This window comes from Bacillus sp. H1a (genome assembly GCF_000633475.1).
Taxonomy (GTDB): Bacteria; Bacillota; Bacilli; order Bacillales; family Bacillaceae_G; genus Bacillus_A; species Bacillus_A paramycoides.
In genome coordinates, this window is the sequence record NZ_AYMH01000029.1 from 14,398 (window position 1) to 40,320 (window position 25,923).

Consider the following 25,923-nt stretch of genomic DNA (forward strand, 5'->3'; position numbering starts at 1 on the left):
TTTATTATATAATAATTATTGTATAAAAATGCTTTTTCTGGATGACAAATAATAATTTGGGATGTATGGTAAAAAGAATATGGAAATTTTTTTGGAGTAAAGCAACATAATTAAATGTGCTACTTTTTTAGTAATTGCATTCTTTTTTTCTGAATTTTAAAATTTAACAGAAATATATACTTGAATGAAGTATATATTTCTGTTAAATTTATCCTATGGATAGAACAAGTTTAATTAAAGGTCATTTGGAAATGTGTGTATTGTCTATTTTGTCTAAAAAGAAAAGTTATGGTTATGAAATTATGAAAGAGCTTGAAGTACACAATTTAAAATTGAAAGGAGTAGGAAGTATTTATCCAATTTTAACTAAGTTGAAAAATCAAAAGTGGGTTAATACTTATCAAGAAGTAACAGACAGCGGCAAAGTTAGGATTTATTACGAAATTAATGAAAACGGAAAAATACGTCTTGAGAAGAAAATTAATGAGTGGTTAGAGTTGCAATCTGATATTAAAACTTTATTAAAAAGTGGTTTGAAAGGAGACCTTTTGAAATGAGGAATGAAATAACCGCTAAGGAACAGCAATTTTTAACTGAAGTACTTGAGGAATTGAAGCGATACGATATAAGTTTAGAAGAAAGGGGAAATATTAAACAACAAATATTAGAGCATATTCAAGAATGTCGTGAACATGGTGAGGAAAGTATAGATGACCTAGGAACGCCTCAATTATTTGTTCAAGATTATTTTGAAATAAATAAAATCGATTTGCGTGTAAAAATGAAACAACTTCAAAATGTAAATAAAAAATCTAGTACATTGATTTTAAGTGGTATATTCATCGCAGTTATTACTTACCTCATTTCACAAACTACACTTTCAATATTTTTAACTGAATCATTTAATACAACTCATAGTGAAAATTCATTTAATTTTAATCTTTTATATCGAATAGCAGAGAATCAATGGTGGAATTCTATATTAATAATGATTAGTTTATCGATTTCTTTATTAATATCTATAATCTTAGTAGTTTATAAAAAAAGAAAGTTATCTGAAGTAAGTTAAAATGAAGATGTTGAAACATAAATTGTATTTAATTTGTGTAGTTTGTAATATATTAATGTTATGTATTGTACATCCAAAAGCTTACGCTCAGCAAAATATTAAAGTTACTTTAGATAATTATATTGAAAAGTTTTTAAAGCAACAGAACATTCCAGGAGCTTCCGTTGCAATTGTACATAATAAAGATGTATTTTATACAAAATCATGGGGGAATACTGGAGAATCTGAAAAAAAGGTAACTAGTAAAACACCATTCTCAATCGGATCGATAAGCAAATCTATAACAGGTTTAGCTATAGTGAAATTAATAGAAGATAAAAAGATAAAATTAGAGGATTCAGTTCAACAACATCTTACTTGGTTTAAGGTTAAAGATACTCAATTTTCCTCAATTATAACAATCCAACACCTACTAACTCATACAAGTGGAATAAGCACATATGAAGGCTTAGCATTATCAGATAAGCAATCAAAGAGTTCTACAGCATTAAAAGAGAATGTAATGAAACTTTCAAATGTAAAATTAACTGCTCCGCCAGGAGAAAAGTATCAATATAGTAATGCGAATTATATGGTTCTTGGTGCACTTATTGAGGAAGTCACAAAAGAAAAATATTCCTCATATATGGAAAAACATGTTTTTCAACCTTTAAAGATGAATGGTGCAGCGGCAAATAATGATAGCGCATATGAAAAAGGATATTTAAAAGGTTACCAATCATGGTTTGGCATACCAAGAAAAAGTGCAGTGTCCTATGATAACTCTGGGGCACCATATGGCTACATTACTGCGAATTTAGAGGATATGATTCAATTTATTATGCTTTTGAATCGTCAAGAGCACACCCAATTTTTAAAGAAAGAAAACATCGATCTTTATCTATCACCACTTTATAAAATAGATTCAGAAAAAAGTTATGGGTTTGGATTAAGAACAACAAATTTATATGGAAATGAAACGATGGTTTGGCATTCAGGATCAACGCCCGATGCGCATGCAGAGATGTTTATTTTAAATAAAAGCGGTTGGGGCGGTGTGATTTTAACGAATAAAAATCACGTATTAGAAGAATCAGCACTACCGGTATTAAAAAGAGGGATTATTAGTATTTTGAAAGGGGAAAAACCTGTTGATACCCCAAAAAATATACCATTTATACAATATGTTATGACAATGATCATACTTGCACTTTTCATTACCTCAATATGGCTAATGAAAACGTATAAACGTAAGAAAATTTGTAAAAAGCGGACCTGGTTGTTTGTTGGGGTATTGTTTTTAATAGTATCTACTACTATAATTCCATTACTTATTTATAGTACAAGTTCACCATGGCAAACAATTAAAATATATGCAGGAGATGTAGCTTTACTCATTAGTATTATAGTTACTTTACTAGCCATTAACGGTCTAATATCAATGTTTATTGCGTTGAGGAGTAAGAAGGCATAAGTGTAGATAATTAAAATAATATAATTTAAGCTGTTATAAATTGTTGACTCTCACACAATGTCATTGCTTAAGCTATAGTTGAGCTTCGAAGTAGATGTAATTTTACAGGAGGAAATCATGTTTAAAATAGGAGATTTTTCAAAATTATCTTCCATTAGTATACGTATGTTGAGACATTACGATAAAGTGGAATTATTACAACCTGAAAAAGTAGATGAACAAAGTGGTTATCGCTATTATTCCGCTGCACAATTAAAGAAAGTAAATCAAATTCAAACGTTAAAAGATATGGGATTTAATATTGCCACTATAAAAGAAATAGTAGAGAGTGAAAATATCGAAGTAATAAAATCACAATTTGTAAATCGTAGCGCTCAAATAAAGGAAGACATGAACAATCTCGAAAAACAATTACGTCTCCTCGAAGACTCAATGAAAACGATGAGAGAGGATGTTATAGAGATGAATTATCATGTTTCATTAAAAGAAATTCCAGAAAGAAAAGTAGCAAGTGTTCGGAAAATTATTCCGTCTTATAATTGCGAAGGAGATTTATGGAGTATTTTAATGCAAGAAATTAACGCGAAAAAAATTAGTATAGTTAATCCAAGTTATAGCATTGCTATCTTCCATGATCATGAATACAAAGAAAATGATGTAGATGTAGAAATACAGCTAAATATTTTAGATGAGCACGAAAATACAAAAGATGTTAAATTTAAAAATATAGAGTCAACTAATGTAGCTTCTATAACAGTTAATGGAAGTTACGAACAAATGACGGCTGTAAATGAAGCAGCAGCAAAATGGATTGAAACGGAAGGTTATGAATTAGCTGGACCAATGTTTAATATTTATCACGTTAGTCCAGCGATGGAATCAGATCCTTCTAAGTGGGTTACTGAGGTTTGTTATCCAATTAAAAAATGATAAAGAAAAAAAGGCATAATTTATATGCCTTTTTTCTTTATCTAAACTTATCTGTAAATATCAAGATTGGCTTTTCTATTTCAATTAACCAATCATACATAAATATAACTTCCTTCCATCATAGTTTTCGTATCGGACTACATAATGCAATAAAAACTTCAAGTAGCTTCGTAAAAGCAGCTAAAGCAAATACAAACACTGGATTATAAGCTGAAATAATGCCACCTACTAATGCCCCCAGTGGCATAGCTAATCGAGTAAGTACACGTGAAAATCCTAATACCCTTCCTTGCATATTTGATGGGATAGTTTCCTGACGAACCGATGCAATAATTGTATTCCATGCAATATTACAGGTCATTGCGATACCGAAAGCGATGCCAGGTGCTATCCAATATGTACTCCATAGTGCAATAGTTAAGCCAAGTGTCCCCAAAAATAGAAGTAAAGGAATAAGAACGCCGCGCCGTAACCTCTTTTCTAAAGGAACTGCAATCAAGCTACCTAAAAGACCACCTATTCCAATTAACGTATAATTAAAACCACTTTGTTCTGGGGAAAGATGCAATGTGGATAGTAAATAATACATGAGTACACCTAAAACCGCACTTGCTCCAAAGTTTCCTACCATAGCTTGAAAAGATAAAGCTATATTTAAGCGATCATTTTTGAGCCATTTAAACCCAACTAACAAATCAGCTAGTACATTTTGAAGTGTATTCTTATCATTATTTTTACTTTTTAAAATTTTAATTGATGGTAATAACATCACAGCAATTAATGTTGTTATAAATGAAAGAACATTTATCCAAAGAACTTGAAAACCACCAATAAAAGAAATGCAAAGACCGGCCAACATAGGTCCCAAAAGACTAGATAGTTGATTTACCATTTGATATAGAGAATTGGCCTTTGTTAATGATGCTCCAGCAATGTGCGGAATAACTGTAACCGTTGTTACATCAAAAAGCATAGACATAACAGCTAAAATAAAAGTAATTACGTATAAGTGCCATATTTCTAATAGATGTAATGAATGTAGAATTGGTACGAGACTTACTAAAATAATACTGATTGCATCTGCAATCCATAGTAATCTTCTCCGATCATATCGATCTACAATAACGCCAACTATAGGACCAAATAAAACGATTGGTAATACGTTAATAGCAAATAAAGAACTCATGATAACTGCTGAACCGGTTAATTGATAGGCGATCCAAGGTAATGCAAAGGTGTAGAGTGAATCCCCAATCCTTGAAATAAGTAAACCAAAAATGAAAATCTTGTACTCTTTAGAAAAAGCTGTGCTTACAGTCATACTTCTTTCTTGTTTCAATTTCAAAATTGTATGTACCACCTTTTTATCGAGGAATTTGAAAATACTCCGTCCAATACTTATTAAGTATAGATTTCTGTAAAAATTTGTTGAATCCTACTTTTATAAGTTTAATTTTGTAAATAAGAAGGGGAGATAGAAATAAAGGCAGTTTTCCTAGATTGGGAGTTATGGCAAGAATGCTGTTAATTGGACTGTGAGTCAAAAAAAGATAACCATAATATGATTATAGTTAATCATTTCCAAGTTAATATAGTATTTAAAAAATAATTGTGAATTTGGAGGGGAAAGTTTGATACATATTAATAGAAATATACGAACATCTGAAGCTTATGTTCTTTATAAAAATCTATTTGTTTTTCAAGTTGGTCCAACGAGTAGAGGCGATACATTAGGTGTAGTAAGGTTGGGGGGACATAAAGAAAACAATGAAACAGCAGTAGAAACCGCTAAAAGAGAAGTGAAAGAAGAAGCTGCTATCGATATTACTATATTGAATTCACCATTTACATTTTATAAAAAGAATTGGAATGCACGATCAAAGAAAATAAAAGTAGAGAACGAAGTGGATCCACTATTAATTATTGATAGTTCAGATGAAACTTTATCTATTATGTATATTGCACATTCAGAAAATGAACCAAAGCCATCGACTGAAACGAACGGACTATTATTACTTGCATTTAGGGATATCAGGCTAATTTGTAGTAGGGAAATAACATGAAAAATTATTTATTATGATTTATGATGTGATGGGTGAGGTGAGAGAATGGATTTACAAGAACCGAAATTAAAAGGAGTAATAGCGACATTACAAATAATCGGTGGGAAATAGAAACCACTTATTTTATTTATTTTACTAACAGATGGAACGAAACGGTTTGGTGAATTAAAGCGACTAATACCAGGCATATCTCAAGGGACATTAGCGAAACAACTTCGAGAATTAGAACAAGATCAATTAATAAAACGTGAAATTTATCAAGAAATACCACCTAAAGTGGAATACAGCTTAACGGAACATGGAAGAACAGTCAGTGTTGTGTTAGATAGTATGTGTGGTTGGGGAAGAGGACATTTAGAATATATTGATAAAAAGAAACTATAAAATTATTATGTAAACTAAATGAAATTGTTTGGGAATTTAATGTTTTAATAATTTGTATTTTATGATATATAATTAAATAATGTTACAGGTTATTATACGTATAATCTTCCAAAAGAGGTAAAATTGATGAAATGTCGTATTGTTCGAAGTAACTAGTTATTCGGGGCTTAAAAATGCGTACCAGATATAAAAGGAGACGTATGCCCTTTTACGAAAATAACAACTTTGACTCTATTTCGGGAATTACCAAAATTAGATATTTAATGCTTTTCTACAAAGGGGAAATAATAAAATGAATGAATTAGAGTATAAGAATTTTTATAATAAAGTGGGACGAGCAAACGGGTGGGACTTCAGTAAGCTGAAATGTGAAACTGTAGGTGACACTTGGGACTTTTATGGCGAAGTGAAAGAAAGATGCAAACCATCAGATATTCTACTGGATGTTGGTACAGGTGGAGGAGAAAATGTACTGAAAATAGCATCTTCAGCTGCATTACTAATTGGAATAGATAATTCTAACGGAATGATTGAAACAGCACATTCCAACTTGAAAAAAGTAGGTGTACAAAACGTTAAGTTTCTCCAAATGGATTCTGAAGCTTTAACGTTTCCAGATTTTTATTTTGATATTGCTTCTAGTTGCCATGCTCCATTTGTGGCACCTGAATTGGCAAAAGTAATGAAAAAAGGTTCTTTTTTCTTAACACAACAAGTTAGCGAAAATGATAAATTAAATCTCAAAGAAGCATTTGGTAGAGGCCAATGCTTAGGTGAAAGAGATGGTACTTTAAAAGAAAAATATATGAGTGAACTGAATAGTGCTGGATTTGAGCTTGTGCAAGTACGTGAATATGATGTTACCGATTATTACAGTACTCCTGAAGATCTTATTTTCTTATTAAAACATACTCCTATTATTCCTAGATTTGGAGAAGAGGAAGAGGATTTCAATATTTTGCAAAAGTTCATTGATACTAATAGTACTGAAAAAGGGATTCGCACGAATTCAAAAAGGTGTATGATAATTGCTGCTAAATCTTAATTATAAATTACTTATTTTAAAGTGAGAGCTGATTTTCTTTTAAGAGAATCGGCTTTTTACGTTGAAAAGTTTAGTTCATGTAAGGCAGGAGATGTTTGAAAGTAATAGAAATAAGTACAGTATAAATCCGAAAATCAAAATATGGAGGATAACTATTGTGAAACGTTACTTTATTAATAACGAAGGGATAAACGTACATATTACCGAATGGGGAAATCAGAACAAGCGCTCCTCATGAAGAAAAAACGAGAGCTTAGTGAGTATAAAGCCATATATATGATTAAAGACTATTTTCTTCTTCTATTCCAAACTATACAAAAAAAACACCCAAGAGCTATCAAAGGTTTTACTTGGTCTGTTCAATCTCCTACAGCAAAACGGGCGGAAATCTCATCGATATGAGGAAAAATGGTCTTTGATATATTAGGTGTCGTTTACAATTGTACCCTGTCTTATAATCAAGCCGCTTAATTCAAAAAGTGAAACCCGCTAGGGTTTATTTCGTATGCAAATCTTTCAATCAACTACAACTTGCCCTTTAGAAAAAAGAAACAATCTCGTTTAAAATTGACTTTGCATAAGCCTAGCTTGATAGCGATGTGGCGGGACCCCTATATACAAAAATCACAGTTAAATAAGCTTAGAAAAGTTAATTTTATTTTGAAATAACTTATCTAATTTTTAGGAATGTCCTTAAAATATCATTTGTAAATTCAAACTCATTAAAGTTAAGAGCCACTTTATGCTTAACAAAGCCTGGGGTAGGCTTACTCCTAAAATCACCTAAACTTTGCCCGAAAGCCTCTCCACGATCAACTACAATTTTAATAGGCAATTCCCTTATAGTTACCTTGTTTCTATTTAATAAATATCAAATTGGAAATACATCATGTAAGGGGCTTCCTAGAATTCCAGGTACGCTTTGTGAATAAAATTGATAATAAAAATTTAATAATGGTTTAATAATTAAACCTATTGGATCTTTTGTTTTCTGATGAAAATGATCAATCTGTTCGACTTGTTGAGGTGTAATAAGAGCTCTTTGTGTGACATTCAAAGGGATAATTGTTAAATTTTTGGCATAAGTAATGATAATGTTGGCTGCATACGGATCACTATGGAAATTAGCTTCTGCAGATGCTGTAACATTCCCTGGGTAAAAAATAGCCCCTCCCATTAATAAATATTCTTTAGCTTCTTGCATAAGTTTTAGCCCTAAAACAAACGTTGTAGCTAAGGAGGTAAGTCTTCCAACATTAACAATTGTTAAATCGTTTATGTGTTGCTCTACCAAATCTAAAACCATATGTAGAGGATAAATTTGATAATTTATTGAAGGGGTAATAATTGGCCCTAAACCTTCTGGACCATGAACATCTGGATAATATTCTGCTGTAATACCTGTCAGGGTACAGGATGCTCCTTCATAAACAGGTATATCTTTGTTTCCTGATAAATACTTTAAGTAATTTATATTTTTAAGCACCTTTTCTCTCGGGACATTTCCATAATCCGCTACAATACCGACTATTTCAATTTCTTTAGTAAAAAAAGAATATATAAGTGCTATTGCATCATCAATTCCAAAATCACCAAAAAGTAAAATTTTTTGTTTCATCATTTTCCCTCTTTCATTATATTATATATGATATTACGATCCTCTTCTAAGCGATATATATTTCGTTATAAATAAGTTATTCTTTACAACCAATAAATATTAATGACACATAGTAATATGTAATGCTTTTATCTTTTCTAATAGGCAAATACTATTAACCTAATATACATTGTGTAAGTATAGAAAAAATTTTGAAATCTTTATATAATACAAGGATTGCCCTTGTTTTATAGTTTTTATTTTTAATGATGATAGGTGATTGGAAAAAAAGGTATACAGAAGGTGAAATTAGATTACTTAAATTCATGAAAATGTTAAAGCAAACAGGGATGTCTTCTAGCAAATAACTTATTAGACGATTAAAAACGTATAATACGAAAGGGGGATAGATTTAGTAAGGGTTTTGTCCATATGAGACACCCCCTCACTAAAGATAAATTGTGATTACACATATAGCAGATATAAAACTACAAACGGTTTCTATAGAAGGGGTAAAACAAGTTTATAAGGATATATTATCTTTTCCGATAAAAAAAGAAACTACATCATTTATTCAATTTGAAGTAACACCATACACAACAATTAGTTTCCAGGAAGTGTATGAACCCATTGCACCTGCGCATTTCGCTTTTGAGATTCCATATTCAAAATTTCATGAAACAGCAAGATGGCTTGAAGGGTCTGGATTACTCATTGCAAAATGGAAAGATGGTCATACGATTGATGAGGAGAGCGGTCTTTTCAATTTATACTTTAGAGATGGCGATGGAAATCTTCTCGAAATTATCGCACATAGCTATGTTGAGGAAAATGTATTAGTTCCGCATTCACCGTTAAATATTTTATACGTAAGGGAAATTGGTCTTCCGGTTAAAAGTGTACCTGTATTTACAGAATGGTTGAAATCAAATCTAGACATGAAAACGAAGGAAGATGGGGATATTTTCAACTTTGTTATTGGTGGAACTGCATATATTGTTGCAACTTGGTGGCAGCGACCTTGGATTCCAATTGCGATGAAAGCTTTACCACCGAAAGTACACGTATCTTTCGGAACATCTGATTACGCATTTTTAAAACGAATTCAAAATAATTTTAAGAAAAATAGTGTTCCATTTGAAAGCAAACATAATGAAGTATTATTTATTCAACAGGGGTATACATTTTCTGTTTTGCATACACCAGATTTTCATTCCGATATTCCTAGAAAATTAAACTTACCACTTTCTATATAATTATAGGAAGTGGTAAGTTTTTTGCATTTTCATGAAGAAGGGATTCAGCATAATTACACTGAATTTATAGAGGAGTGTAGGGTGTAATACTAATTTACTGTAAGGAGAGAAATGAATTGAATTTAGGAAATCCGATAGCAAAAGGAAATACGGCTGAAATTTATCTTTGTGATAATAAAGTTGTGAAATTATTTAAAGAATACCTCCCTAATACAGAATCTCTATATGAAGCACAAAAACAGAAGTATGCATATTCACGTGGTTTACACGTTCCTAAAGTATTCGAAGTTACAGAGATACAAGGTAGACAAGCTATTATTATGGAATATGTAAAAGGGAAAAGTGTTGGTGAGCTTCTACTAAATAATTTAAGTGAAGCGGAGCATTACATAAGTATGTGTGTTAATGAACAACAAAAGATTCATGCTATTTCTGTAAGCTCGGATGAAATAGAACAGATGGAAGAGAGACTTTATCGTCAAATTCAATCTGTTCAAAATCTAGATGAGAAACAAAAGAAGAATATATTGAGCAAAATGGATTCAATCGTGTTTGAACCTAGATTATGTCATGGTGATTTTCATCCGTTTAATTTAATTATGAGTAATGATAATGTGAAAACTATAGATTGGGTTGATGCTAGTTTAGGTGATATTCGTGCAGATGTGTTTCGAACATATTTGTTGTACTCACAATCTTCGGTAGAATTAGCTGAAATGTATTTACATATATATTGCAGGAATACCGGAATATCAAGAAATGAGATTTTTCAATGGGCACCTATTATTATTGCGGCTAGAATATCTGAAAATGTATCTGCTACAAACATTAAATATTTGAATGATCTGGTAGCACAGTATTGTAATTAAAGAAAAACTTTCGATATTTTAATTTTTAAATTAAATACGTTCTAACAATACAAACAGATGAGTAAAGGTATTGAGATTTACAATCAGATATTAAATTTGCAAAGAAGGAGTCCATTTTATGAAATCTTTTGAATCGATTTCAGGGGAACCTGAATGGGAGGAATCTGCTCCCGCGCTACAAATTTCGAAGCTGTATAAACAATTCGGCGAGTTTATTGCAGTCAATCATATTGATTTAACTGTTCCGAGGGGATCTTTTTATGGAGTTGTTGGCCCTAATGGGGCAGGAAAAACTACTTCGTTGTCCATGGCTGTTGGTTTATTACGACCAGATGGCGGGAACGCTAAAGTTTTTGGGGTTGATGTTTGGGGAAATCCTGCACAAGCAAAGACATTGATCGGGGTATTACCAGATGGATTGGCCTTGCCGGAAAGACTTACTGGTCCCGAATTATTAACATATATGGGCCTGTTAAGGGGAATGAGTGCCAAAGAAGTTAATCGACGAACAGAAGAATTACTTACAATACTAGAATTGAATAATGCTGAAGGAACGCTAGTTATCAATTATTCTACTGGTATGCGTAAAAAAATTGGTCTTGCACTTGCACTCCTCCATGCACCGAAATTACTCATTCTCGATGAACCATTTGAGGCAGTAGATCCTATTTCTGCAACTACTATTAAAAAGATTTTACAGAAATTTGTTAGTTCTGGTGGTTCAGTAGTATTTTCAAGTCACGTCATGGCGTTAGTTGAACAACTTTGTGATCACGTTGCAATTATTTCCAAAGGAAAAGTGGTATCTTCAGGAACAATGGTAGATGTTTGCGGTGAAGAAACGCTCGAAGACATTTTCGTTCAGTTAGTAGGCGTCCCTGCTGTTAAAGGAGGAGAACTGTCTTGGCTAGTGTTTTGATTCGAATGAAGTTATCAATCCTAAAAAATTCAATGAATAGTGGTAAAGCAGTTCTTTTAATTATTACAGGAATAGTGGGTTTATTGATTGCAATTGGAACCATCTTGCTCTTTTCTTTCTATCCTACGGAACATAACGATTCAAAAAGTATTCTATATGTGATATTCGCTCTGTGGACAGTAGGGTGGATTTTGGGCCCACTTCTTACTGGGGGAGATGGAATGTTACGTCCTGAATATTTCGCGCTTCTTCCACTCACTTCATTTAAACTTGCTAGGGCGTTACTCGCTGTAGCTTTTATAGGATTAGGCCCACTTGCTAGTCTTATAGCATTCATAGGATTATTAATTTACGCAGCTAGGGCTAGTTTAACTGCAACTATAGTTGCAGTTCCAGCAATTATTTTACAGTTAATATTTGTCGTGCTGTTATCAAAAGTAGTAGTTAGTATAATTGGTGAGACGATGAAATCAAGGATCGGTATGGAATTTGGAGCAATGCTCTTTGGTTTCATCATTGTGTTTTTAAATGTAGGCTGGTATGCACTTCCTGCTATTAATGGGATAACACTTAACGAACCTACATTTCTCTACATGTTTCCGTCTAGTTGGGCGATACTTGCTGTAGAGTTTGCTATTCAATCTAATTGGTTATTAGCTTTTGTTTTATTAATTGTTCTAACAATATTATGCGGACTGCTTTTATTTATATGGACGACATTACTGATGAAAAGTACAGTGAAGGATACTAAGAAAATCCAAAATACGATTACTATTATAAAACATAGAAAAGCTCTACGAATCTTTTCAGAAAAGAAAATTGGAGCAATAATAACTAAAGAATTAAAAAGTTGGGGAAGAGATCCACAACGAGGTCGTTTCCTCCGGATGGGTATTTGGATAGGAGTGTTTTATGGTATTTTAATTACAAGTGCTCATATATCGTATTTAATGCCTTGGGCAGGGGTAATTATGATTGTTTTCACAAGTATGTTTGCCTGCAATATATATGGGTTTGATGGGAGTGCATTATGGTTAACATTAACGACACCTGGCGCAGAACGGATTGATGTGCGTGGTCGCCAATTGGCTTGGTTGATAGCTATTGGCCCGATTGCAATTTTAACAACAATTATTTTCACTATCTATAGCGGACTTACTTTCGTTTATCCTTGGGTATTTGCGATAATTCCGGCATTACTCGGTGGAGCTGCAGGTCTTATTATGTTGTTTTCTGTATTTAACTTAATCCCAATAACTGATCCTCATCGCCGCGGAAGAGGAACCGTTATCTCAGGTGATGATATGAGTGCCAGTAAAATGTTTATAACAACGTGGTTAATGATGGTGATGGTATTAGCAACAGCTATACCCGCTTTGTTAGTTGTATGGATTGGGACATTACTACATATAGAGCTCTTACAATGGCTAGGTGTACTGACTGGCATTTGTACAGGAGTGTTTTTAGCTTGGTGGCTTGGTCGAATTGCTTACTTAAAACTTGAAAAAAGTGGCCCTGAGTTGCTATTTGCAATGAAAAGTGGCATGAAAATATTGCGCGATGATAACAAAGAGAAAAATAACAGAATGGCGGCTGAATTACCTAAGAAAAAACTTGCTGTTGTTGTTCTATTAGTATTTATGGGTATCTTTTTTTTGATTCATCAAAGTATAATACCGTTAATTTTTGAGATATTTAGTGTAGATGAAAAAGTTCGTCTTTTCTTTCTCCCACGCTACTTTTCGCATATTGTTCGTATTCCTATAATCGTCGTATTTGCTGTATTAGGTATAGCATCTTTGTATAAAGCTATTTTAATTAAGAAAAGACATGGGAAGGAAGATCAATTTATAAAAGATGAAATGTAGAATATACCTAAAAATAAACTAGTAATTACATGATGTTGTTCAACTATGATAACCGTGTAGTTGAACAACATCTGTGTTATATGTTAATGAAAGAATGATTATTTTCGATCTTCATTCTATAAAGATTCATTATCCGTACTTGTTCCTCAGTTAATTCTTCTTTATCCCAATACATATGCATTAAGCTATATTCGAATATCTCCTTTAATTTAATAAACAATGGTAGTTGGTCTAGCATCTCTTTAGGTAAATCATGTTCCTCTTTGTATCCTTCAACTATTGCTTTTGTAATAGAGTTCTCATAGTCAACTATGTTACCATTCCCAACGAATGAATATTCTATCGCACTATAGATTGGAACTGCCAAATCGAATATATAAAAATGTTTTTCACAGTCTTGAAAGTCAATCATTGTTAAATTCAAATCATTTTCCACTAATATATTTTCTAGCCATAAATCTCCGTGTATTAACCCGTAATTTGAAGGAGATTTTGAAAGTTCCTGTATAGAAGTTAAAACATCAGATGCAATTTCTCTTATAGTAGTTTCTTCTATAGGGATATAGTGAAGAAAATTATATTCTTCATTTTCATACCAATCGTTTATATGTATTACCGGTTCAATACTTTCAAAGTTTTTAGATATACGATGTAATTTGCCGATTTGTTGTCCTAATTTTTTAAATACATTGGAATTCCATTCGCTTTTTGGCAAATGAATACCGGGAGCAGCTTTATATAATACAGTAAAGAGTTCTTTGTTTAGTGTTATTTTTTCTACTAAATTCCCCGTTAAAGAAGGTATTATTGGAGGTACTCCTAATCCTTCTTTATATAAAAAGTCCGTATATTTTACTTCTTCCAACTGCTCTTCATAAGTTTTATAGTTAGTTATTCTAACGAAATAATTTCCTTGTTTCGCGAGACATTGATACATTTCATTTGTTACTGGTGTAATGTTAATAAAATCCAATGGATATAGCTCGTTAATTCGTTTAAGTATTTCTTTTTCTATATTCTTCATATTAACTTCCTTTCCAAACATGGCTTTTCCATTTACAAAGCTACTAGTTTCTTAACTTACAAAATTCGTGTTTTATTTTACAGAATCCTTTAAAAAGTATTTCTCAGACTGATTAAGTTTGAACTTTATTGGAAATTTAAGTAAATGTATGACAAAATAAGATAGCTGAAAAAATATGAAAATAAAAGTTACATATAGTATTTAAAGATTTTAGAGGATATTTAACGTTATAAATCACAAGAAATATCAAAAGAAAGAAATGGATAGCTCGTATAATTTTATTCAGGGGTGAGGTTAATGAATGAACATATACAACTTATGATCGATTGGATTGAAACAAATTTAAATAGTGAATTTTCATTAGATGCATTATCTAATTATATGGGTTTTTCTCCTTATTACTGTTCTTTTAAATTTCACCAAGTAACAGGTATAAGTATTAGACGCTATACTCTTCTTAGGAGATTGTATTTATCTACGGAAGATTTGATGAATGATAGAAAGATAATTGATATTGCATTTGAATATGACTATTCTTCACAAGAGGCTTATAGTAGAGCTTTCAAAACTATTTTTGGTATAACTCCAAGAGAATTCCAGCTTAAGCAAATGCCTGTTCAATCATTTAGTAAACTCTCAATCAATAATGGTAAGGAGTGGTGTAGAATGAATATTTCTAGAAAAATTGAGGTAGAACAGTTAAGAAATAAAAAGAGTGGGTTGTTTGATAGAGATGTACTTAACATATTAAATGGTCAAGTTATGTATGAAGAATTTGAAAATGAGAAACTAATGGGAGAGTCTGATTACGCTCCATTTAATGAAGCAATGTGTGTAAACGCAGCTACTACACAAGTTTTTGATGATGAGTTTATTAAAATGAGGGCGAAGGGGCATAATAGCTCAGTAGAAGATTATATAAAAAAGGTTATTGATCCATTAGAGAATCTTTTTAAGAGAGAGTATAAATGTATCGTTTTATGGTTTGGTGAAGATATGTTTTGCCAAATAAATCTACTTACATTACTTTCATACCTTGAACAGTCTGGTTATGAGGGGAAGGTATACATCAATAGCTTCAGAGATGATGAATATAAAGTAAGTCAGATGGAACTTGAGTTAGGAAACTATGATGCTATTTACAATGAAGTAGTAATAAATCATAAAAAGCCATCTCATGAGGTATTACCCGTAATGTATCAAGCAATAGATGTGTATTTAAATATGCTAAAAGAAAAAAATGCAGTAGTAAAGTATATCTCCAAAAATAAAGATTTACCAACACAAGAACTATTAAAAAGGTTATTTAATCTTTTTCCAACAATAGGATATGGGGATCTACAATATATAAAGCTTATTAATAAAGTGAGATAAAAATTGAAAAAAATTAGGATAGAATACGGAAAAAAGATGCACCTAAAAGGATAAGTGCATCTTTTTTTCTTATATTTGTTTAAGTAAATTTAATTCTGCTTCTACAAATGCCATTAATTCTTTTATTGTTTCACTAGAAAAATCAAAACGAATTCCAGCTGCTTCATATACATCTGTTAAAGATTTAGAGCTACCTAATGATAAAGCTTTTTTATAATTTTCTAGTGCTTGTTTTGGATTTGCTTTATATTGTTTATACATTTGAAGCGCACCAAGTTGTGCGATTGCATATTCGATATAATAGAATGGCACTTCAAAAATATGTAGTACAGGTAACCAGCCAGTTGCTATCCAATTCTCATAACCTTCAATATTTACCACATTCGATTGGTAAGTGTTATGTAATTCTAAATATTTTTCATTTCTTTCTTTAGCAGTATGATTAGGGTTTTCATACATCCAATGTTGGAATTGATCAACGATAAGCATTTGTGGTAAATACTTAATAATATCTTTAAAGAAATCTAATTTTGCTTTTATAAATTCTTCTGTATTCTCATAAAACGCATCCCAATACTCCATCGAAAACAATTCCATTGTCATGCTAGCTAGTTCGGCTGATTCTGAAGGGATTTCTAAATATTTTTGTAGCTCTAGCTGCTTCATACATTCATTATGAATACTATGGCCCATTTCATGGAGGAAAGTAGTAACATCATCATGTGTATGATTGAGATTCATAAAAATAAAAGATAATTGAGAAGCAGGTAAGTGTTCGCAAAATCCTCCGGGTCCTTTTCCTTTACGACTTTCTAAATCTAAGCAATCATTTTTATGCATACGGCTCAATAATGCAGAAAATTCAGGGTCTAATTTGTGTAAAATGTGAGAACTTTTTTCGATTAAATCCTTCTCGTCTTCAATAGGTCTTAATACTTTTTGATTTGGTGCGGCTGCTTTTAGATCCCACGGACGAAGTGTATCTACTTGAAGCTCAGCTTTTTTCTCATTAAATATGTTATCAATAAGTGGTACAACGTATTTACGAACAGATTCTGCAAGTTCGTAGCAATCTTCCGCTGTATAATCAAAACGTTCATATTTTTTGAACATATAATCACGATAATTATCTAATTGAATGTTTTTTGCCTTTTGATGGCGTATTTCAACTAATTTATTTAAGATGTTTTGGAGATCTTTTTCAACAGACAAAAACTGTTTTGAGATAAGTCTTTTTGCTTTTTTACGTATATCTCGATTTGGATCTTGTAAATATGATTGTAATTCAGTTAGTGTTTTCTCTTCGCCATTCCATATTGCACTTAAACTTCCTGTGATTTCAAAGTACTCTGTTACGAATTTATCTTCCCTTATTTCTAGTTCAATATTTTTCTCGCAAAATAATGTTTGAGCATTTTGTATCTTTTTATCCAACAAACCATATTCTTTAGAATCTAATTCCATTCGAAAAGGTGATTCTAAATATTTATTATCAAATAAATTTTGATAACGTTTGATAAGTGGTCTTACGTGCTGCTGATCATATTCAAACACATCTTTAACCTCTTGATTATCAGTATTACATTGAAAAGCGATATAATGAGATCTTAGCTGTTCTTCGATTTCCCAAATTAAACTAGATTGCTCTTTTAACCAGTTTTTAAGGTCTAGTTTTGAAGAAATGTGTATATCTACTAAAGTGGAAAGAGCTTTTTCTAATTCTAGTACATTACTAATATCAATCGTGTTTAAGCGCTGCATTATACATCCCTCACTTTTTATTTATTCATGGAGATATTCTTCTTTTGCGCTATAATTCCTTTTTTACCCAAAAAGTTTGTACCTATTACACCAAGAATAATCATAATTGTACCGATGATATGATAGTAGGCAATTTGCTCGTGTAAGAATACAACGCCTGCAATTATAGTAATAAGTGTGGATAAGTTGCTAAAAACACTTATTTTAGCTGCTTCAATATAAGATAATGAATAGTTTAATAATAAGGCCGTTAGTAAGGATGATAGTAATCCTAAATATAAAATGGATATAAGAAATGTTCCGTTTGTAAATGGCTCAAAATATATAGTTATTGTACCTTTATTTAAATGATCGACGATTGCGATGGAATTAAAACTAATAAAACCGAGCGCTGTCATTGTGTAGGTTAAATCCATTAACTTGAATTTCTTTGTCATTTTTCGAGCTAGCACATTATAGCAAGCAGATGATAATGCTGATAACAGGATGAGAATAACACCGATGAAGCTAGTTTTATGGGCAACGATACCATTCATGATAAATATATAAATGACACCGATGACAGAAATGAGTACAGATGTTTTTTGCCATATATTCGTATACTCTTTTAAAAAATAAGAAGCGAGTATCATTGTAAATATAGGGATAGCAGCCTGTATAATTCCAGCTTCAGATGAACTTGTATATACTAAGCCAAATGCTTGGAAAGCAAAGAACAATGCTGGATAAAATATTGCAAGTGGCAAAAGTGCAAGTATGTTTTTGAATGAAATATTCAACTTTACAAAACCAAAAATAACTGGAATACTTGCTGCTATGAAAGCAACTGTAAAACGATGAGCAAGGGTATCAAGAGGGTTCGTAATGGTTAATGCTAGTTTCACAAACATAAATGAAAATCCAATAATAAATGAATAGAGTAACGCTGATATATATGCTTTTGTTGTATTTTTCATAATTTCACCTCATAGTAGTTGATTTCTTACTGGCCAGTATACGTACATAGTAATCTTTCTGATCTAGTGCTACAATGTGAACAAATACAAACTGTACCGGTACAAATTAAATGTTGGGGTGGTAATGATGTATAAATATTTACATGTTTTAAACGACTTAGAAAGTATGATTCAAAATGGAGAGATAAAAGAAGGAAAGAAATTACCGTCAATACGGTCACTTGTTACGCAATATGAATGTAATAAGGCTACAATTATACGTGCGCTTCATGAACTAGAAAAGCGTCATATTATTTATTCTGTACCTCAAAGTGGATACTACGTTGTTAAGAAATCTGAGAATTACATAGAAAATAACGAGATGATTGATTTTGCTTCCTCAGCACCAGATCCAGATGTTTTTCCGTACTTAGATTTTCAACATTGTATTAATAAAGCAATTGATACATATAAAAATGATTTGTTTGTATACGGAACACCGAAAGGCTTACCGTCTTTAATTCCAGTTATTCAAAAACAGCTGGCAAACTATCAAGTCTTCACAAAAGAAGAAAATATCTTTATAACGTCAGGTGTGCAGCAAGCACTTGCAATATTAACTTCTATACCATTCCCGAATGCACATAGCACAATTCTAATTGAACAGCCAAGTTACCATTTATATATTGAATATATAGAAACAAATAACGTCCCTGTAATCGGAATAAAGCGTACGCATAAAGGGATAGATTTAGATGAACTAGAGAGGATATTCCGAACAGAAAAAATTAAATTCTTTTATACAATACCAAGATTGCATCATCCGCTTGGAACTTCTTATTCTAAAAAAGAGAAAGAGAAGATTATTCAACTTGCGAAGAAATATAAAGTGTTTATAGTGGAAGATGACTACTTAGCGGATTTAGAAACTGATTCAAAAGTAGATCCGTTTTACAACCAAGATAATTGTAATCATGTTATATATTTAAAAAGTTATTCGAAGATTATCTTCCCAGGCTTACGAGTCGGTGTTGCAGTCATTCCGCAATCTATTGGAGAGGCATTTTATAAATATAAAAAAATATTAGATATAGATAGTCCTATGATTTCACAAGCTGCTTTAGAAATTTACATAAAGAGCGGGATGTTTGAACGGCATAAACATAAAATTAAAGCATCTTACTACAATAGGTCAAAAAAACTAGCGGAAGTAGTAGAAGGTGTTCAAAATGAAAATCCACATTTGTTTACTTATAGAGCAGTAGATCCAATTGGAATACACACGTGTTTACAGCTGAAAAGAAACATAGTTACCGACACATTTATTGAAAATGTAAGCAAGAGTCAAATAAGCATAGATTCTATTGATAAAAATTATTTAAGTAACTTTCATAAAGAAAGATTGTTAAAGTTAAATGTATCAAATGTAAAAGAATCCAATATTGAAGAAGGTATTTGTAAGATAATTGAGGAAATAAAACGAATGAACCGTGTAGATTTTCAGTTCAAAAAAGAATAATGTTTTTTAGGAGGCTTATTATGAAAAGAAAAATAATAGCCTTGTTTGTATGTATTGCTGTAGTAATCGGAGTGATTACAATTACTATATATAATAAAGAAAGTGATAAATGTATAGCAGTTGCTATGTATTCGAAAGGTGTTGTAGTGGATCATAATAACGAACCTATATCTAATGTGAAAATTTACGAAAGTTCCATTAAAAATAAGGAACGCACTATTTCAAATCTACAAGGTGAATTTGAAATTATTAATGGCGTGTGTGATAAAATTACGCTAAAATTTATTACTCCAGATGGAGAAATCTATACGAAAAAATATGATAGTAAGAGTGTACCCAAAATAATAAAACTTGATAATGAAAATTAAGGAGAATGATATGAAACCATTACAAGGTAAAGTAGCAGTTGTAGCCGGGGCAACAAGAGGTGCTGGTAGAGGTATTGCGATGATGCTCGGCGAAGCGGGCGCAACTGTCTATGTAACAGGAAGAAGTACAAAAGGTAATCTATCCTCTATGGGAAGAACTGAAACGATTGAAGAAACGGCAGAACTTGTAACAAAACAGGGTGGGACAGGAATTGCTGTCCGTGTTGACCATACGGTTGAAGAAGATGTGAAAGCACTATTTGCAAAAATTCAAGACGAGCAAAATGGACAGCTTGATATTTTAGTTAATGATGTTTGGGGCGGTGACCCTTTAACAGAATGGGGCAAAATGTTTTGGGAACATGATTTACATAACGGATTATTGATGCAGCAAAGGGCAGTCCATTCTCATATGTTGACGAGTTATTACGGCGTGCCATTAATGGTGAAAAATAAAAAAGGACTCGTTATTGAAATTACAGATGGCGTCGATTATCAATACCGTGGTAATTTGTACTATAGTTTAGCCAAAGTCTCCACAATTCATTTAGCAGAAGCGATGGCGAAAGATTTAGGGAAGGATAATATTACAGCAGTTGCAGTTAGTCCAGGATTTCTTCGTTCCGAAGCGATGTTAGATATATTTGGTGTAACAGAGGAGAACTGGCAAGAAGGAGCAAAAACGGATCCTCATTTTATCGCATCAGAAACTCCTTTCTTCATTGGAAGAGCTATTGCAGCTTTAGCAAGTGATCCAAATGTTCATGAAAAAACAGGCCGTGCGCTTAGCTCATGGGAATTGGGAAGAGAGTATGGTTTTACAGATATGGATGGAAGACGACCGGATTGGGGAAAATATTTTGAGGAGAATGTTTTAAAGCAAAATTAATATTTTTTTAGAGCACTCATTTGTAGGAGTGCTCTTTTTAAAATTTAAGTATAATAGATTTTCTGTAAAAACAATGGTAAATAATTCCTGTTTAATGATATCCTTAAAGTATAGTTTATTTATTTTATATGGGGGTGAAGTATATGGCAGTTCTTTTAGTGGAAAATTTATATCAAATGTCTATAGTTTTACTGCTCTTATGCTCATTTTGTTTTTATAGATATTTAAAGAAGATGAAAAGAGAAAGAAAGCTTACAGGTTTTGAACTTACGATGTATATCGTAACACAACTTGCGTATTTCATTTGGGCATTCACTTCTTTTATTAAATTATTGTCTAAATCATAATTTGTATTAAAACTATCTATTTTAAGTGGTTCCTGTTACCTTCTAGGAAAATATATATAGTCTGTGTCTAAATCAATTACAATATCACTTAAAATATCTTTTAAATAAACCTTTGAAATGCGTTGGTAATTATTTTTAACGCAAAATAAAGTAACAATTTCGTTATAAGATAGATCATCTTGTTTTATGCTTTGATACTTTTTATTCAAATCAGCAATAGAACAGTTACTTCCAATAATATATTCATTTATTTCAAATCCTTCAAATTCAACAATCACTTTATCACTGTTGGTTGCTAGCCAACTCTATAGCTTTAATTTTGGATGAGACATCCATATTGGTTATTATATATAGTTCAAAAGTTAGTTTGAATATATTTCCATAAAAAGAGAGGATAACAATGAAACAATATAAGTTAGTGTTAGAAGGACCCAAACAACTTAAATGGGAAACGGATGAAGTCAGGTTATTACAGGACGATGAAATAATCGTTAAAACAATAGCTGGTGCAATAAGTATTGGCGCTGAATTACTACAATGTAATAATTCTGATATTTCGGATTTCAATCCGTTATATCCGAAAGAAACCGGATATGAAAGTTATGGTGAAGTTGTACAAGTAGGTAATAAAGTAACCAATTTAAACGTAGGTGATAAAGTAGTTTCTTTTTATGGGCACCAAACATTAGGTGTTGTTAAGAGCCATAAAGTAATACGAGTGCCTAATTACATAAAACCTAAAACAGCGTTATTATCAATTCTTTCATGTGATGCCGCAAAAGGAATATTGAAACTAAATCCACGTAAGGATGAAAAAGTACTTATAGCTGGAATGGGAGTTATGGGGTTACTCACAAGTTATTTCTTAAAATACTATGCAGGTGTTGATCATGTGGATGTTATTGAACCTAATAGTAGCAGAAAAAAATTTGCAAAGAAATTTAGTGCAAAAAACATATATGATTCAGAAGAGCAAATATTAGAAACATATAGTTACGGTTTCGAATGTTCAGCTACAAATAGCGGATTTCGTACATTGCAAAAAGCTCTTAATAATAATGGTGTAATATGTATACTTTCTGATGGTAATAAAGAAGAACTAACATTAACCGCCGACTTTTATGGGAAAGAATTGCAAATCATTGGGTCAAGTGATGGATACGATTATCAAAAACATGCAGATTGGTTTTTTAGACAAATAGAATACACAACATTTATAGAAGAAATTTTTCAACATGAAGTACAATATGCTAGACTCATACAATGTTTTGAGGAATTGAGTCAAGGTATAATTAGCCCTTTAAAAGTGTACGTTTCATATGAATAATGAAAAACTAACCAAATATTTGTCACATACCTTTCATATGTTTCGTCTCAATTATGATATTCATAACGAGGAGGAACATATATGAAAATTTTCTTAGCAGGTGCAACAGGTGTAATAGGACGTAATTTATTACCGATGTTAATAAATGAAGGGCATACGGTATATGCAATGATTCGGAGTGATTCACAAAAAGAGTCATTGAAAAATCTGGGGGTATTACCGGTAATAGCTGATGTATTTAATCGTAAAGAAGTATTCTCTGTTTTAAAAGAAACATTTCCAGATGTAGTCATACATCAATTGACAGCGCTATCAACTTGGAATTTAGAGGACAATGCAAGGATTAGAATTGAAGGTACTCGTAATCTTGTCGATGCTGCTAAAAATGTAGGTGTAAAGAAAATAATTGCTCAAAGTATTTCGTGGGCGTATGAATCGGGGGATAAACTTGCGACAGAAACAGACCCGCTAGATTTTTACGCTCCTATGCCTCGTCAAGTTACGATAAATGGTATTGCTAAATTAGAAGAAGCAGTTTCTGAATTACCCGAAGCAGTTATACTTAGATACGGTACGCTATATGGACCAGGAACATGGTATGCGGAAAACGGAGTGTTTGCGAATCAAGTTCGTAATAACGAAATTATTGCAACTGATGGTATGAGCTCTTTTATACATGTGGAAGATGCCGCTAGAGCAGCTGTGTTAGCTCTTGATTGGCCTTCCGGAATCGTAAATATTGTAGATGACTCTCCAGTAACTAGTAAAGAATGGTTACCGATATATGCAGCTGCAATAGGGTCACCTAATCCTAAAGTTCAAGCGGGGAAGAATAGCTGGGAAAGAGGGGCTTCAAATAATAAAGCACGTAAAGAGTATGGATGGATACCTTTATATCTCTCCTGGTCTGAAGCGTTTAAAGATTTGATGAGTGTGTAGAATATCATAAAAGTAATCCTTTAATGGGAATACTAGTAACATTCACTATTAAAGGATTGGGCTGTAATGAATATTCTTTTTGAAAGCATTATTTTAATCTTCACTGGAATTACTGTCTTAAAATTGACAGGTAGTAAATCTGTCAGCCAAATGACTCGTGCAGAAATAATTATCGTTGTTTCTATTGGACGTATTATTGTAGAACCAGTATTGAGTAGGAAAGTGATTCCATCTATTTTTACTGCCATTATATTTTCAATCGTGCTACTTATTATTCATTTCTTAGAATTGAAATCACGAAAGGTGGAACAGTTCTTAAATGGAAATAGTATTGTAATTGTTGAAAACGGAGAGATTGTAAAAGAGAATTTGATGCGGGCAAAAATGTCGGAACAACAACTATTTATGCAATTAAGAGAAAAAGGGATTCATGATTTAAAGAGTTTACAGAAAGTTACAGCGGAACCGAACGGGCGTATTGGGTATCAACTTAATGCATTAGCGCAACCAGTTACTTTGGAAATGCTAGAAAAAATATTAGATCAGCAAATTAGGAAAAAGTGATTTATCATGAGAAAGGCCAATACTACATTACAAGTATTGGTTTTTCTCATGTTTTACTTAATGTGGTATACATTTAGAAATTAAATAATAACCCCAAGGCGCCTTATAAGACTGTCTTGGGGTTATTATTAGTTAAAACGCTCTTTTTTTAGCATGTAAATGAGAGTCCATTTCATCTAAAAGGAGTAAAAAGTCGGGAGTTAAATATTAATATATTGGTTCAAAACCTAATTAACATTTAAACGATTTAAAATAAAAATTCGAATTTATTAACGCTGATAAACTGTCAAATAAACAAAGCCCCTGTAATAAATACAGGGCCGGATACAGGCTTAAGGGAACACATAGTTTCTTAGCAACATAATAGCATATGTTTTTTGGGGAATTACATATGAAATTTGACAACTTTAAGAACAAGATAGAAGGTTTTTAAGAGAACAAATATAGTACTGGAATTCGATTAGATTAAAAAAGAAAAGACATCTTTTTGGTGTCTTTTCTTTTTTAGTATACAGCTCACACGTTGCTGAATTAGATATGAAACCATAATTCGATTATGAAATAAACAACATAAGAAATTCTAACATAATTTGGACTATAAAGAATATGTAATACTGCATTCTATAAGTTTTTATTTACTTTATTGGATATAGTACAGCAATGTAAGTAAAAAGGGCATGCAGTTGTATCTGCCGCCCTTTTTAGGAGGAATTTATTCTGGATAAAAACTACGAATAACCAGAAAATGTGCTTATAATTCTTGTCTTCAGATCTGTAAAATCCAAATATTAAAGAAGCTAAGGAGGAATTCAAGACACCAATAGGACACGTATTGGTAAACAGGTTCAAAAATAGTATATGTGAAAAGGAAAAGTCTATACAAGTAATTGTTTCACAGGATACTTTCCACCATGCGGTACCCTTAAGTGTGGTAATCTGTCCAACGTTAGATAAAAAGATCCTAGTGGGTACTAGGATCTTTTTATCTAGTATAAGTTCACTTCATTTTGTGATAACAACCATGTTTTACGACTTGTCTAGTTTCGTCTATAGCATGTGTTTCTGCAATCTCTGCAATATCAACTACAATCGTATTTTGTAAGATATTCACTACATAACCTGTTAATTGTAAGGAGGAGTTATTACGATAGGGAAATTGTACGAAAGAACCAACTGTAACGTTATTTTTTGTTTCCATAGGATACACCTCATTGACACTAGTTTTCTTCTTGTGAAGTTTCTTTCATCATATAATACATGAATGAATAAAAAATACAAGAGCGAAAATCAAGTATACGTGGGGAGAAGTACCTTTGACTAAGGGTGTTATAAATAGTTTTCACATGATGAAAACAATGAGAACTAGGGTATTTGTAAAGCTTACTTATTTTATCAAATAACGTTAAATAATCGTACAATATAA

At 31.9% G+C, this 25,923-nt stretch carries 23 protein-coding genes and 4 pseudogenes; 20 read left to right on the top strand and 7 right to left on the bottom strand.

Features of this window, described 5'->3' with window-relative positions:
• Positions 1–251 precede the first annotated feature (251 nt).
• The 4 genes from U860_RS0113960 to U860_RS0113975 all read left to right on the top strand — a co-directional run bounded on the left by U860_RS0113960 (position 252) and on the right by U860_RS0113975 (position 3,452).
• Positions 252–557, top strand: coding sequence for a PadR family transcriptional regulator (locus tag U860_RS0113960; RefSeq protein ID WP_327909238.1), 306 nt, complete (start codon positions 252–254; stop codon positions 555–557).
• Positions 554–1,069 (top strand): hypothetical protein, encoded by a 516-nt coding sequence (locus U860_RS0113965; RefSeq protein ID WP_025149012.1) that lies wholly within the window; start codon positions 554–556, stop codon positions 1,067–1,069. Before U860_RS0113960 ends, U860_RS0113965 begins: the two co-directional genes overlap by 4 nt.
• A 1-nt stretch (position 1,070) precedes the next feature.
• Positions 1,071–2,522 carry a serine hydrolase domain-containing protein gene (locus U860_RS0113970; protein WP_025149013.1) on the top strand — a complete coding sequence of 484 codons (1,452 nt, stop codon included), beginning with the start codon at positions 1,071–1,073 and terminating at the stop codon, positions 2,520–2,522.
• A 117-nt stretch (positions 2,523–2,639) separates the two neighbouring features.
• Positions 2,640–3,452: a MerR family transcriptional regulator gene (locus U860_RS0113975; protein ID WP_025149014.1), complete on the top strand. Its 813-nt coding sequence runs from the start codon at positions 2,640–2,642 to the stop codon at positions 3,450–3,452.
• 118 nt (positions 3,453–3,570) lie between these two features.
• On the opposite strand, the gene U860_RS0113980 is transcribed toward U860_RS0113975, so the two are convergent.
• Positions 3,571–4,797, bottom strand: coding sequence for an MFS transporter (locus tag U860_RS0113980; RefSeq protein ID WP_025149015.1), 1,227 nt, complete (start codon positions 4,795–4,797; stop codon positions 3,571–3,573).
• Between the two features lie 286 nt (positions 4,798–5,083).
• Between U860_RS0113980 and U860_RS0113985 the strand changes: the two are divergent.
• The 4 genes and pseudogenes from U860_RS0113985 to U860_RS31525 all read left to right on the top strand — a co-directional run.
• A pseudogene (locus U860_RS0113985) lies at positions 5,084–5,512 on the top strand (NUDIX domain-containing protein); the annotation flags it as partial.
• Between the two features lie 48 nt (positions 5,513–5,560).
• Positions 5,561–5,899 (top strand): annotated as a pseudogene (locus tag U860_RS31520) (helix-turn-helix domain-containing protein).
• A 292-nt stretch (positions 5,900–6,191) separates the two neighbouring features.
• The gene (locus tag U860_RS0113990) at positions 6,192–6,944 is read left to right on the top strand and encodes a class I SAM-dependent methyltransferase (RefSeq protein ID WP_025149016.1); all 753 of its coding nucleotides are present in this window, start codon (positions 6,192–6,194) and stop codon (positions 6,942–6,944) included.
• Positions 6,945–7,172: 228 nt separating this feature from the next.
• Positions 7,173–7,415, top strand: a pseudogene (locus U860_RS31525) (IS4 family transposase); the annotation flags it as partial.
• Positions 7,416–7,614: 199 nt separating this feature from the next.
• Here U860_RS31525 and U860_RS31530 read toward each other — a convergent pair.
• Positions 7,615–8,562: pseudogene (locus U860_RS31530) on the bottom strand (nucleoside hydrolase).
• Positions 8,563–9,002: 440 nt separating this feature from the next.
• Here U860_RS31530 and U860_RS0114005 point away from each other — a divergent pair.
• From U860_RS0114005 to U860_RS0114020, 4 genes are all read left to right on the top strand, one after another.
• Positions 9,003–9,797 carry a glyoxalase gene (locus U860_RS0114005; RefSeq protein WP_025149018.1) on the top strand — a complete coding sequence of 265 codons (795 nt, stop codon included), beginning with the start codon at positions 9,003–9,005 and terminating at the stop codon, positions 9,795–9,797.
• Positions 9,798–9,913: 116 nt separating this feature from the next.
• Positions 9,914–10,666 carry an aminoglycoside phosphotransferase family protein gene (locus U860_RS0114010; protein ID WP_025149019.1) on the top strand — a complete coding sequence of 251 codons (753 nt, stop codon included), beginning with the start codon at positions 9,914–9,916 and terminating at the stop codon, positions 10,664–10,666.
• Between the two features lie 118 nt (positions 10,667–10,784).
• Positions 10,785–11,585 carry an ABC transporter ATP-binding protein gene (locus U860_RS0114015; RefSeq protein WP_025149020.1) on the top strand — a complete coding sequence of 267 codons (801 nt, stop codon included), beginning with the start codon at positions 10,785–10,787 and terminating at the stop codon, positions 11,583–11,585.
• Positions 11,570–13,453: a hypothetical protein gene (locus U860_RS0114020; RefSeq protein ID WP_025149021.1), complete on the top strand. Its 1,884-nt coding sequence runs from the start codon at positions 11,570–11,572 to the stop codon at positions 13,451–13,453. Before U860_RS0114015 ends, U860_RS0114020 begins: the two co-directional genes overlap by 16 nt.
• A 76-nt stretch (positions 13,454–13,529) precedes the next feature.
• Here the strand turns inward: U860_RS0114020 and U860_RS0114025 are convergent, their stop codons facing one another.
• Positions 13,530–14,477: a phosphotransferase gene (locus tag U860_RS0114025; RefSeq protein WP_025149022.1), complete on the bottom strand. Its 948-nt coding sequence runs from the start codon at positions 14,475–14,477 to the stop codon at positions 13,530–13,532.
• A 297-nt stretch (positions 14,478–14,774) separates the two neighbouring features.
• On the opposite strand from U860_RS0114025, the gene U860_RS0114030 reads away from it, so the two are divergent.
• Complete coding sequence (locus U860_RS0114030; protein ID WP_025149023.1) at positions 14,775–15,851, top strand: AraC family transcriptional regulator; 1,077 nt, start codon at positions 14,775–14,777, stop codon at positions 15,849–15,851.
• 69 nt (positions 15,852–15,920) lie between these two features.
• On the opposite strand, the gene U860_RS0114035 is transcribed toward U860_RS0114030, so the two are convergent.
• Both U860_RS0114035 and U860_RS0114040 read right to left on the bottom strand, forming a co-directional pair.
• On the bottom strand, positions 15,921–17,612 hold the full coding sequence (locus U860_RS0114035) for a M3 family oligoendopeptidase (protein WP_025149024.1): 1,692 nt from the start codon (positions 17,610–17,612) through the stop codon (positions 15,921–15,923).
• 17 nt (positions 17,613–17,629) lie between these two features.
• Positions 17,630–18,568 carry a DMT family transporter gene (locus U860_RS0114040; protein WP_025149025.1) on the bottom strand — a complete coding sequence of 313 codons (939 nt, stop codon included), beginning with the start codon at positions 18,566–18,568 and terminating at the stop codon, positions 17,630–17,632.
• A gap of 127 nt (positions 18,569–18,695) precedes the next feature.
• Here U860_RS0114040 and U860_RS0114045 point away from each other — a divergent pair, with 127 nt between their 5' ends.
• The 4 genes from U860_RS0114045 (at position 18,696) to U860_RS0114060 (ending at position 21,670) form a co-directional block, all read left to right on the top strand.
• Positions 18,696–20,066, top strand: a complete 1,371-nt coding sequence (locus U860_RS0114045) for a PLP-dependent aminotransferase family protein (protein ID WP_025149026.1) — start codon at positions 18,696–18,698, stop codon at positions 20,064–20,066.
• Positions 20,067–20,086: 20 nt separating this feature from the next.
• A complete protein-coding gene (locus tag U860_RS0114050; protein WP_029952986.1) occupies positions 20,087–20,434 on the top strand; it encodes a hypothetical protein in 348 nt (115 codons plus the stop codon).
• 10 nt (positions 20,435–20,444) lie between these two features.
• Positions 20,445–21,323 (top strand): SDR family oxidoreductase, encoded by an 879-nt coding sequence (locus U860_RS0114055; protein ID WP_025149027.1) that lies wholly within the window; start codon positions 20,445–20,447, stop codon positions 21,321–21,323.
• 143 nt (positions 21,324–21,466) lie between these two features.
• Positions 21,467–21,670: a hypothetical protein gene (locus U860_RS0114060; RefSeq protein ID WP_002172077.1), complete on the top strand. Its 204-nt coding sequence runs from the start codon at positions 21,467–21,469 to the stop codon at positions 21,668–21,670.
• A gap of 35 nt (positions 21,671–21,705) precedes the next feature.
• Here the strand turns inward: U860_RS0114060 and U860_RS0114065 are convergent, their stop codons facing one another.
• Positions 21,706–21,948 (bottom strand): hypothetical protein, encoded by a 243-nt coding sequence (locus U860_RS0114065; protein ID WP_025149028.1) that lies wholly within the window; start codon positions 21,946–21,948, stop codon positions 21,706–21,708.
• A 122-nt stretch (positions 21,949–22,070) separates the two neighbouring features.
• Here U860_RS0114065 and U860_RS0114070 point away from each other — a divergent pair, with 122 nt between their 5' ends.
• The 3 genes from U860_RS0114070 to U860_RS0114080 all read left to right on the top strand — a co-directional run bounded on the left by U860_RS0114070 (position 22,071) and on the right by U860_RS0114080 (position 24,500).
• Positions 22,071–22,997 carry a zinc-binding alcohol dehydrogenase gene (locus U860_RS0114070; RefSeq protein ID WP_025149029.1) on the top strand — a complete coding sequence of 309 codons (927 nt, stop codon included), beginning with the start codon at positions 22,071–22,073 and terminating at the stop codon, positions 22,995–22,997.
• 81 nt (positions 22,998–23,078) lie between these two features.
• Complete coding sequence (locus U860_RS0114075) at positions 23,079–23,936, top strand: NAD(P)-dependent oxidoreductase (RefSeq protein WP_025149030.1); 858 nt, start codon at positions 23,079–23,081, stop codon at positions 23,934–23,936.
• 66 nt (positions 23,937–24,002) lie between these two features.
• Positions 24,003–24,500, top strand: a complete 498-nt coding sequence (locus U860_RS0114080; RefSeq protein WP_025149031.1) for a YetF domain-containing protein — start codon at positions 24,003–24,005, stop codon at positions 24,498–24,500.
• 997 nt (positions 24,501–25,497) lie between these two features.
• On the opposite strand, the gene U860_RS0114085 is transcribed toward U860_RS0114080, so the two are convergent.
• Positions 25,498–25,698 carry a DUF2187 domain-containing protein gene (locus U860_RS0114085; protein WP_025149032.1) on the bottom strand — a complete coding sequence of 67 codons (201 nt, stop codon included), beginning with the start codon at positions 25,696–25,698 and terminating at the stop codon, positions 25,498–25,500.
• Positions 25,699–25,923 lie beyond the last annotated feature (225 nt).

Bases quoted from the DNA above. Each gene is read 5' to 3' on its own strand.
- U860_RS0114040 (WP_025149025.1), bottom strand. From the start codon at position 18,568: ATGAAAAATACAACAAAAGCATATATATCAGCGTTACTCTATTCATTT.
- U860_RS0114070 (WP_025149029.1), top strand. From the start codon at position 22,071: ATGAAACAATATAAGTTAGTGTTAGAAGGACCCAAACAACTTAAATGG.
- U860_RS0114045 (WP_025149026.1), top strand. From the start codon at position 18,696: ATGTATAAATATTTACATGTTTTAAACGACTTAGAAAGTATGATTCAA.
- U860_RS0114030 (WP_025149023.1), top strand. From the start codon at position 14,775: ATGAATGAACATATACAACTTATGATCGATTGGATTGAAACAAATTTA.
- U860_RS0114060 (WP_002172077.1), top strand. From the start codon at position 21,467: ATGGCAGTTCTTTTAGTGGAAAATTTATATCAAATGTCTATAGTTTTA.
- U860_RS0114075 (WP_025149030.1), top strand. From the start codon at position 23,079: ATGAAAATTTTCTTAGCAGGTGCAACAGGTGTAATAGGACGTAATTTA.
- U860_RS0113965 (WP_025149012.1), top strand. From the start codon at position 554: ATGAGGAATGAAATAACCGCTAAGGAACAGCAATTTTTAACTGAAGTA.
- U860_RS0114080 (WP_025149031.1), top strand. From the start codon at position 24,003: ATGAATATTCTTTTTGAAAGCATTATTTTAATCTTCACTGGAATTACT.
- U860_RS0114015 (WP_025149020.1), top strand. From the start codon at position 10,785: ATGAAATCTTTTGAATCGATTTCAGGGGAACCTGAATGGGAGGAATCT.
- U860_RS0114035 (WP_025149024.1), bottom strand. From the start codon at position 17,612: ATGCAGCGCTTAAACACGATTGATATTAGTAATGTACTAGAATTAGAA.
- U860_RS0114055 (WP_025149027.1), top strand. From the start codon at position 20,445: ATGAAACCATTACAAGGTAAAGTAGCAGTTGTAGCCGGGGCAACAAGA.
- U860_RS0114025 (WP_025149022.1), bottom strand. From the start codon at position 14,477: ATGAAGAATATAGAAAAAGAAATACTTAAACGAATTAACGAGCTATAT.
- U860_RS0113960 (WP_327909238.1), top strand. From the start codon at position 252: ATGTGTGTATTGTCTATTTTGTCTAAAAAGAAAAGTTATGGTTATGAA.
- U860_RS0114050 (WP_029952986.1), top strand. From the start codon at position 20,087: ATGAAAAGAAAAATAATAGCCTTGTTTGTATGTATTGCTGTAGTAATC.
- U860_RS0113975 (WP_025149014.1), top strand. From the start codon at position 2,640: ATGTTTAAAATAGGAGATTTTTCAAAATTATCTTCCATTAGTATACGT.
- U860_RS0113990 (WP_025149016.1), top strand. From the start codon at position 6,192: ATGAATGAATTAGAGTATAAGAATTTTTATAATAAAGTGGGACGAGCA.
- U860_RS0114085 (WP_025149032.1), bottom strand. From the start codon at position 25,698: ATGGAAACAAAAAATAACGTTACAGTTGGTTCTTTCGTACAATTTCCC.
- U860_RS0113970 (WP_025149013.1), top strand. From the start codon at position 1,071: ATGAAGATGTTGAAACATAAATTGTATTTAATTTGTGTAGTTTGTAAT.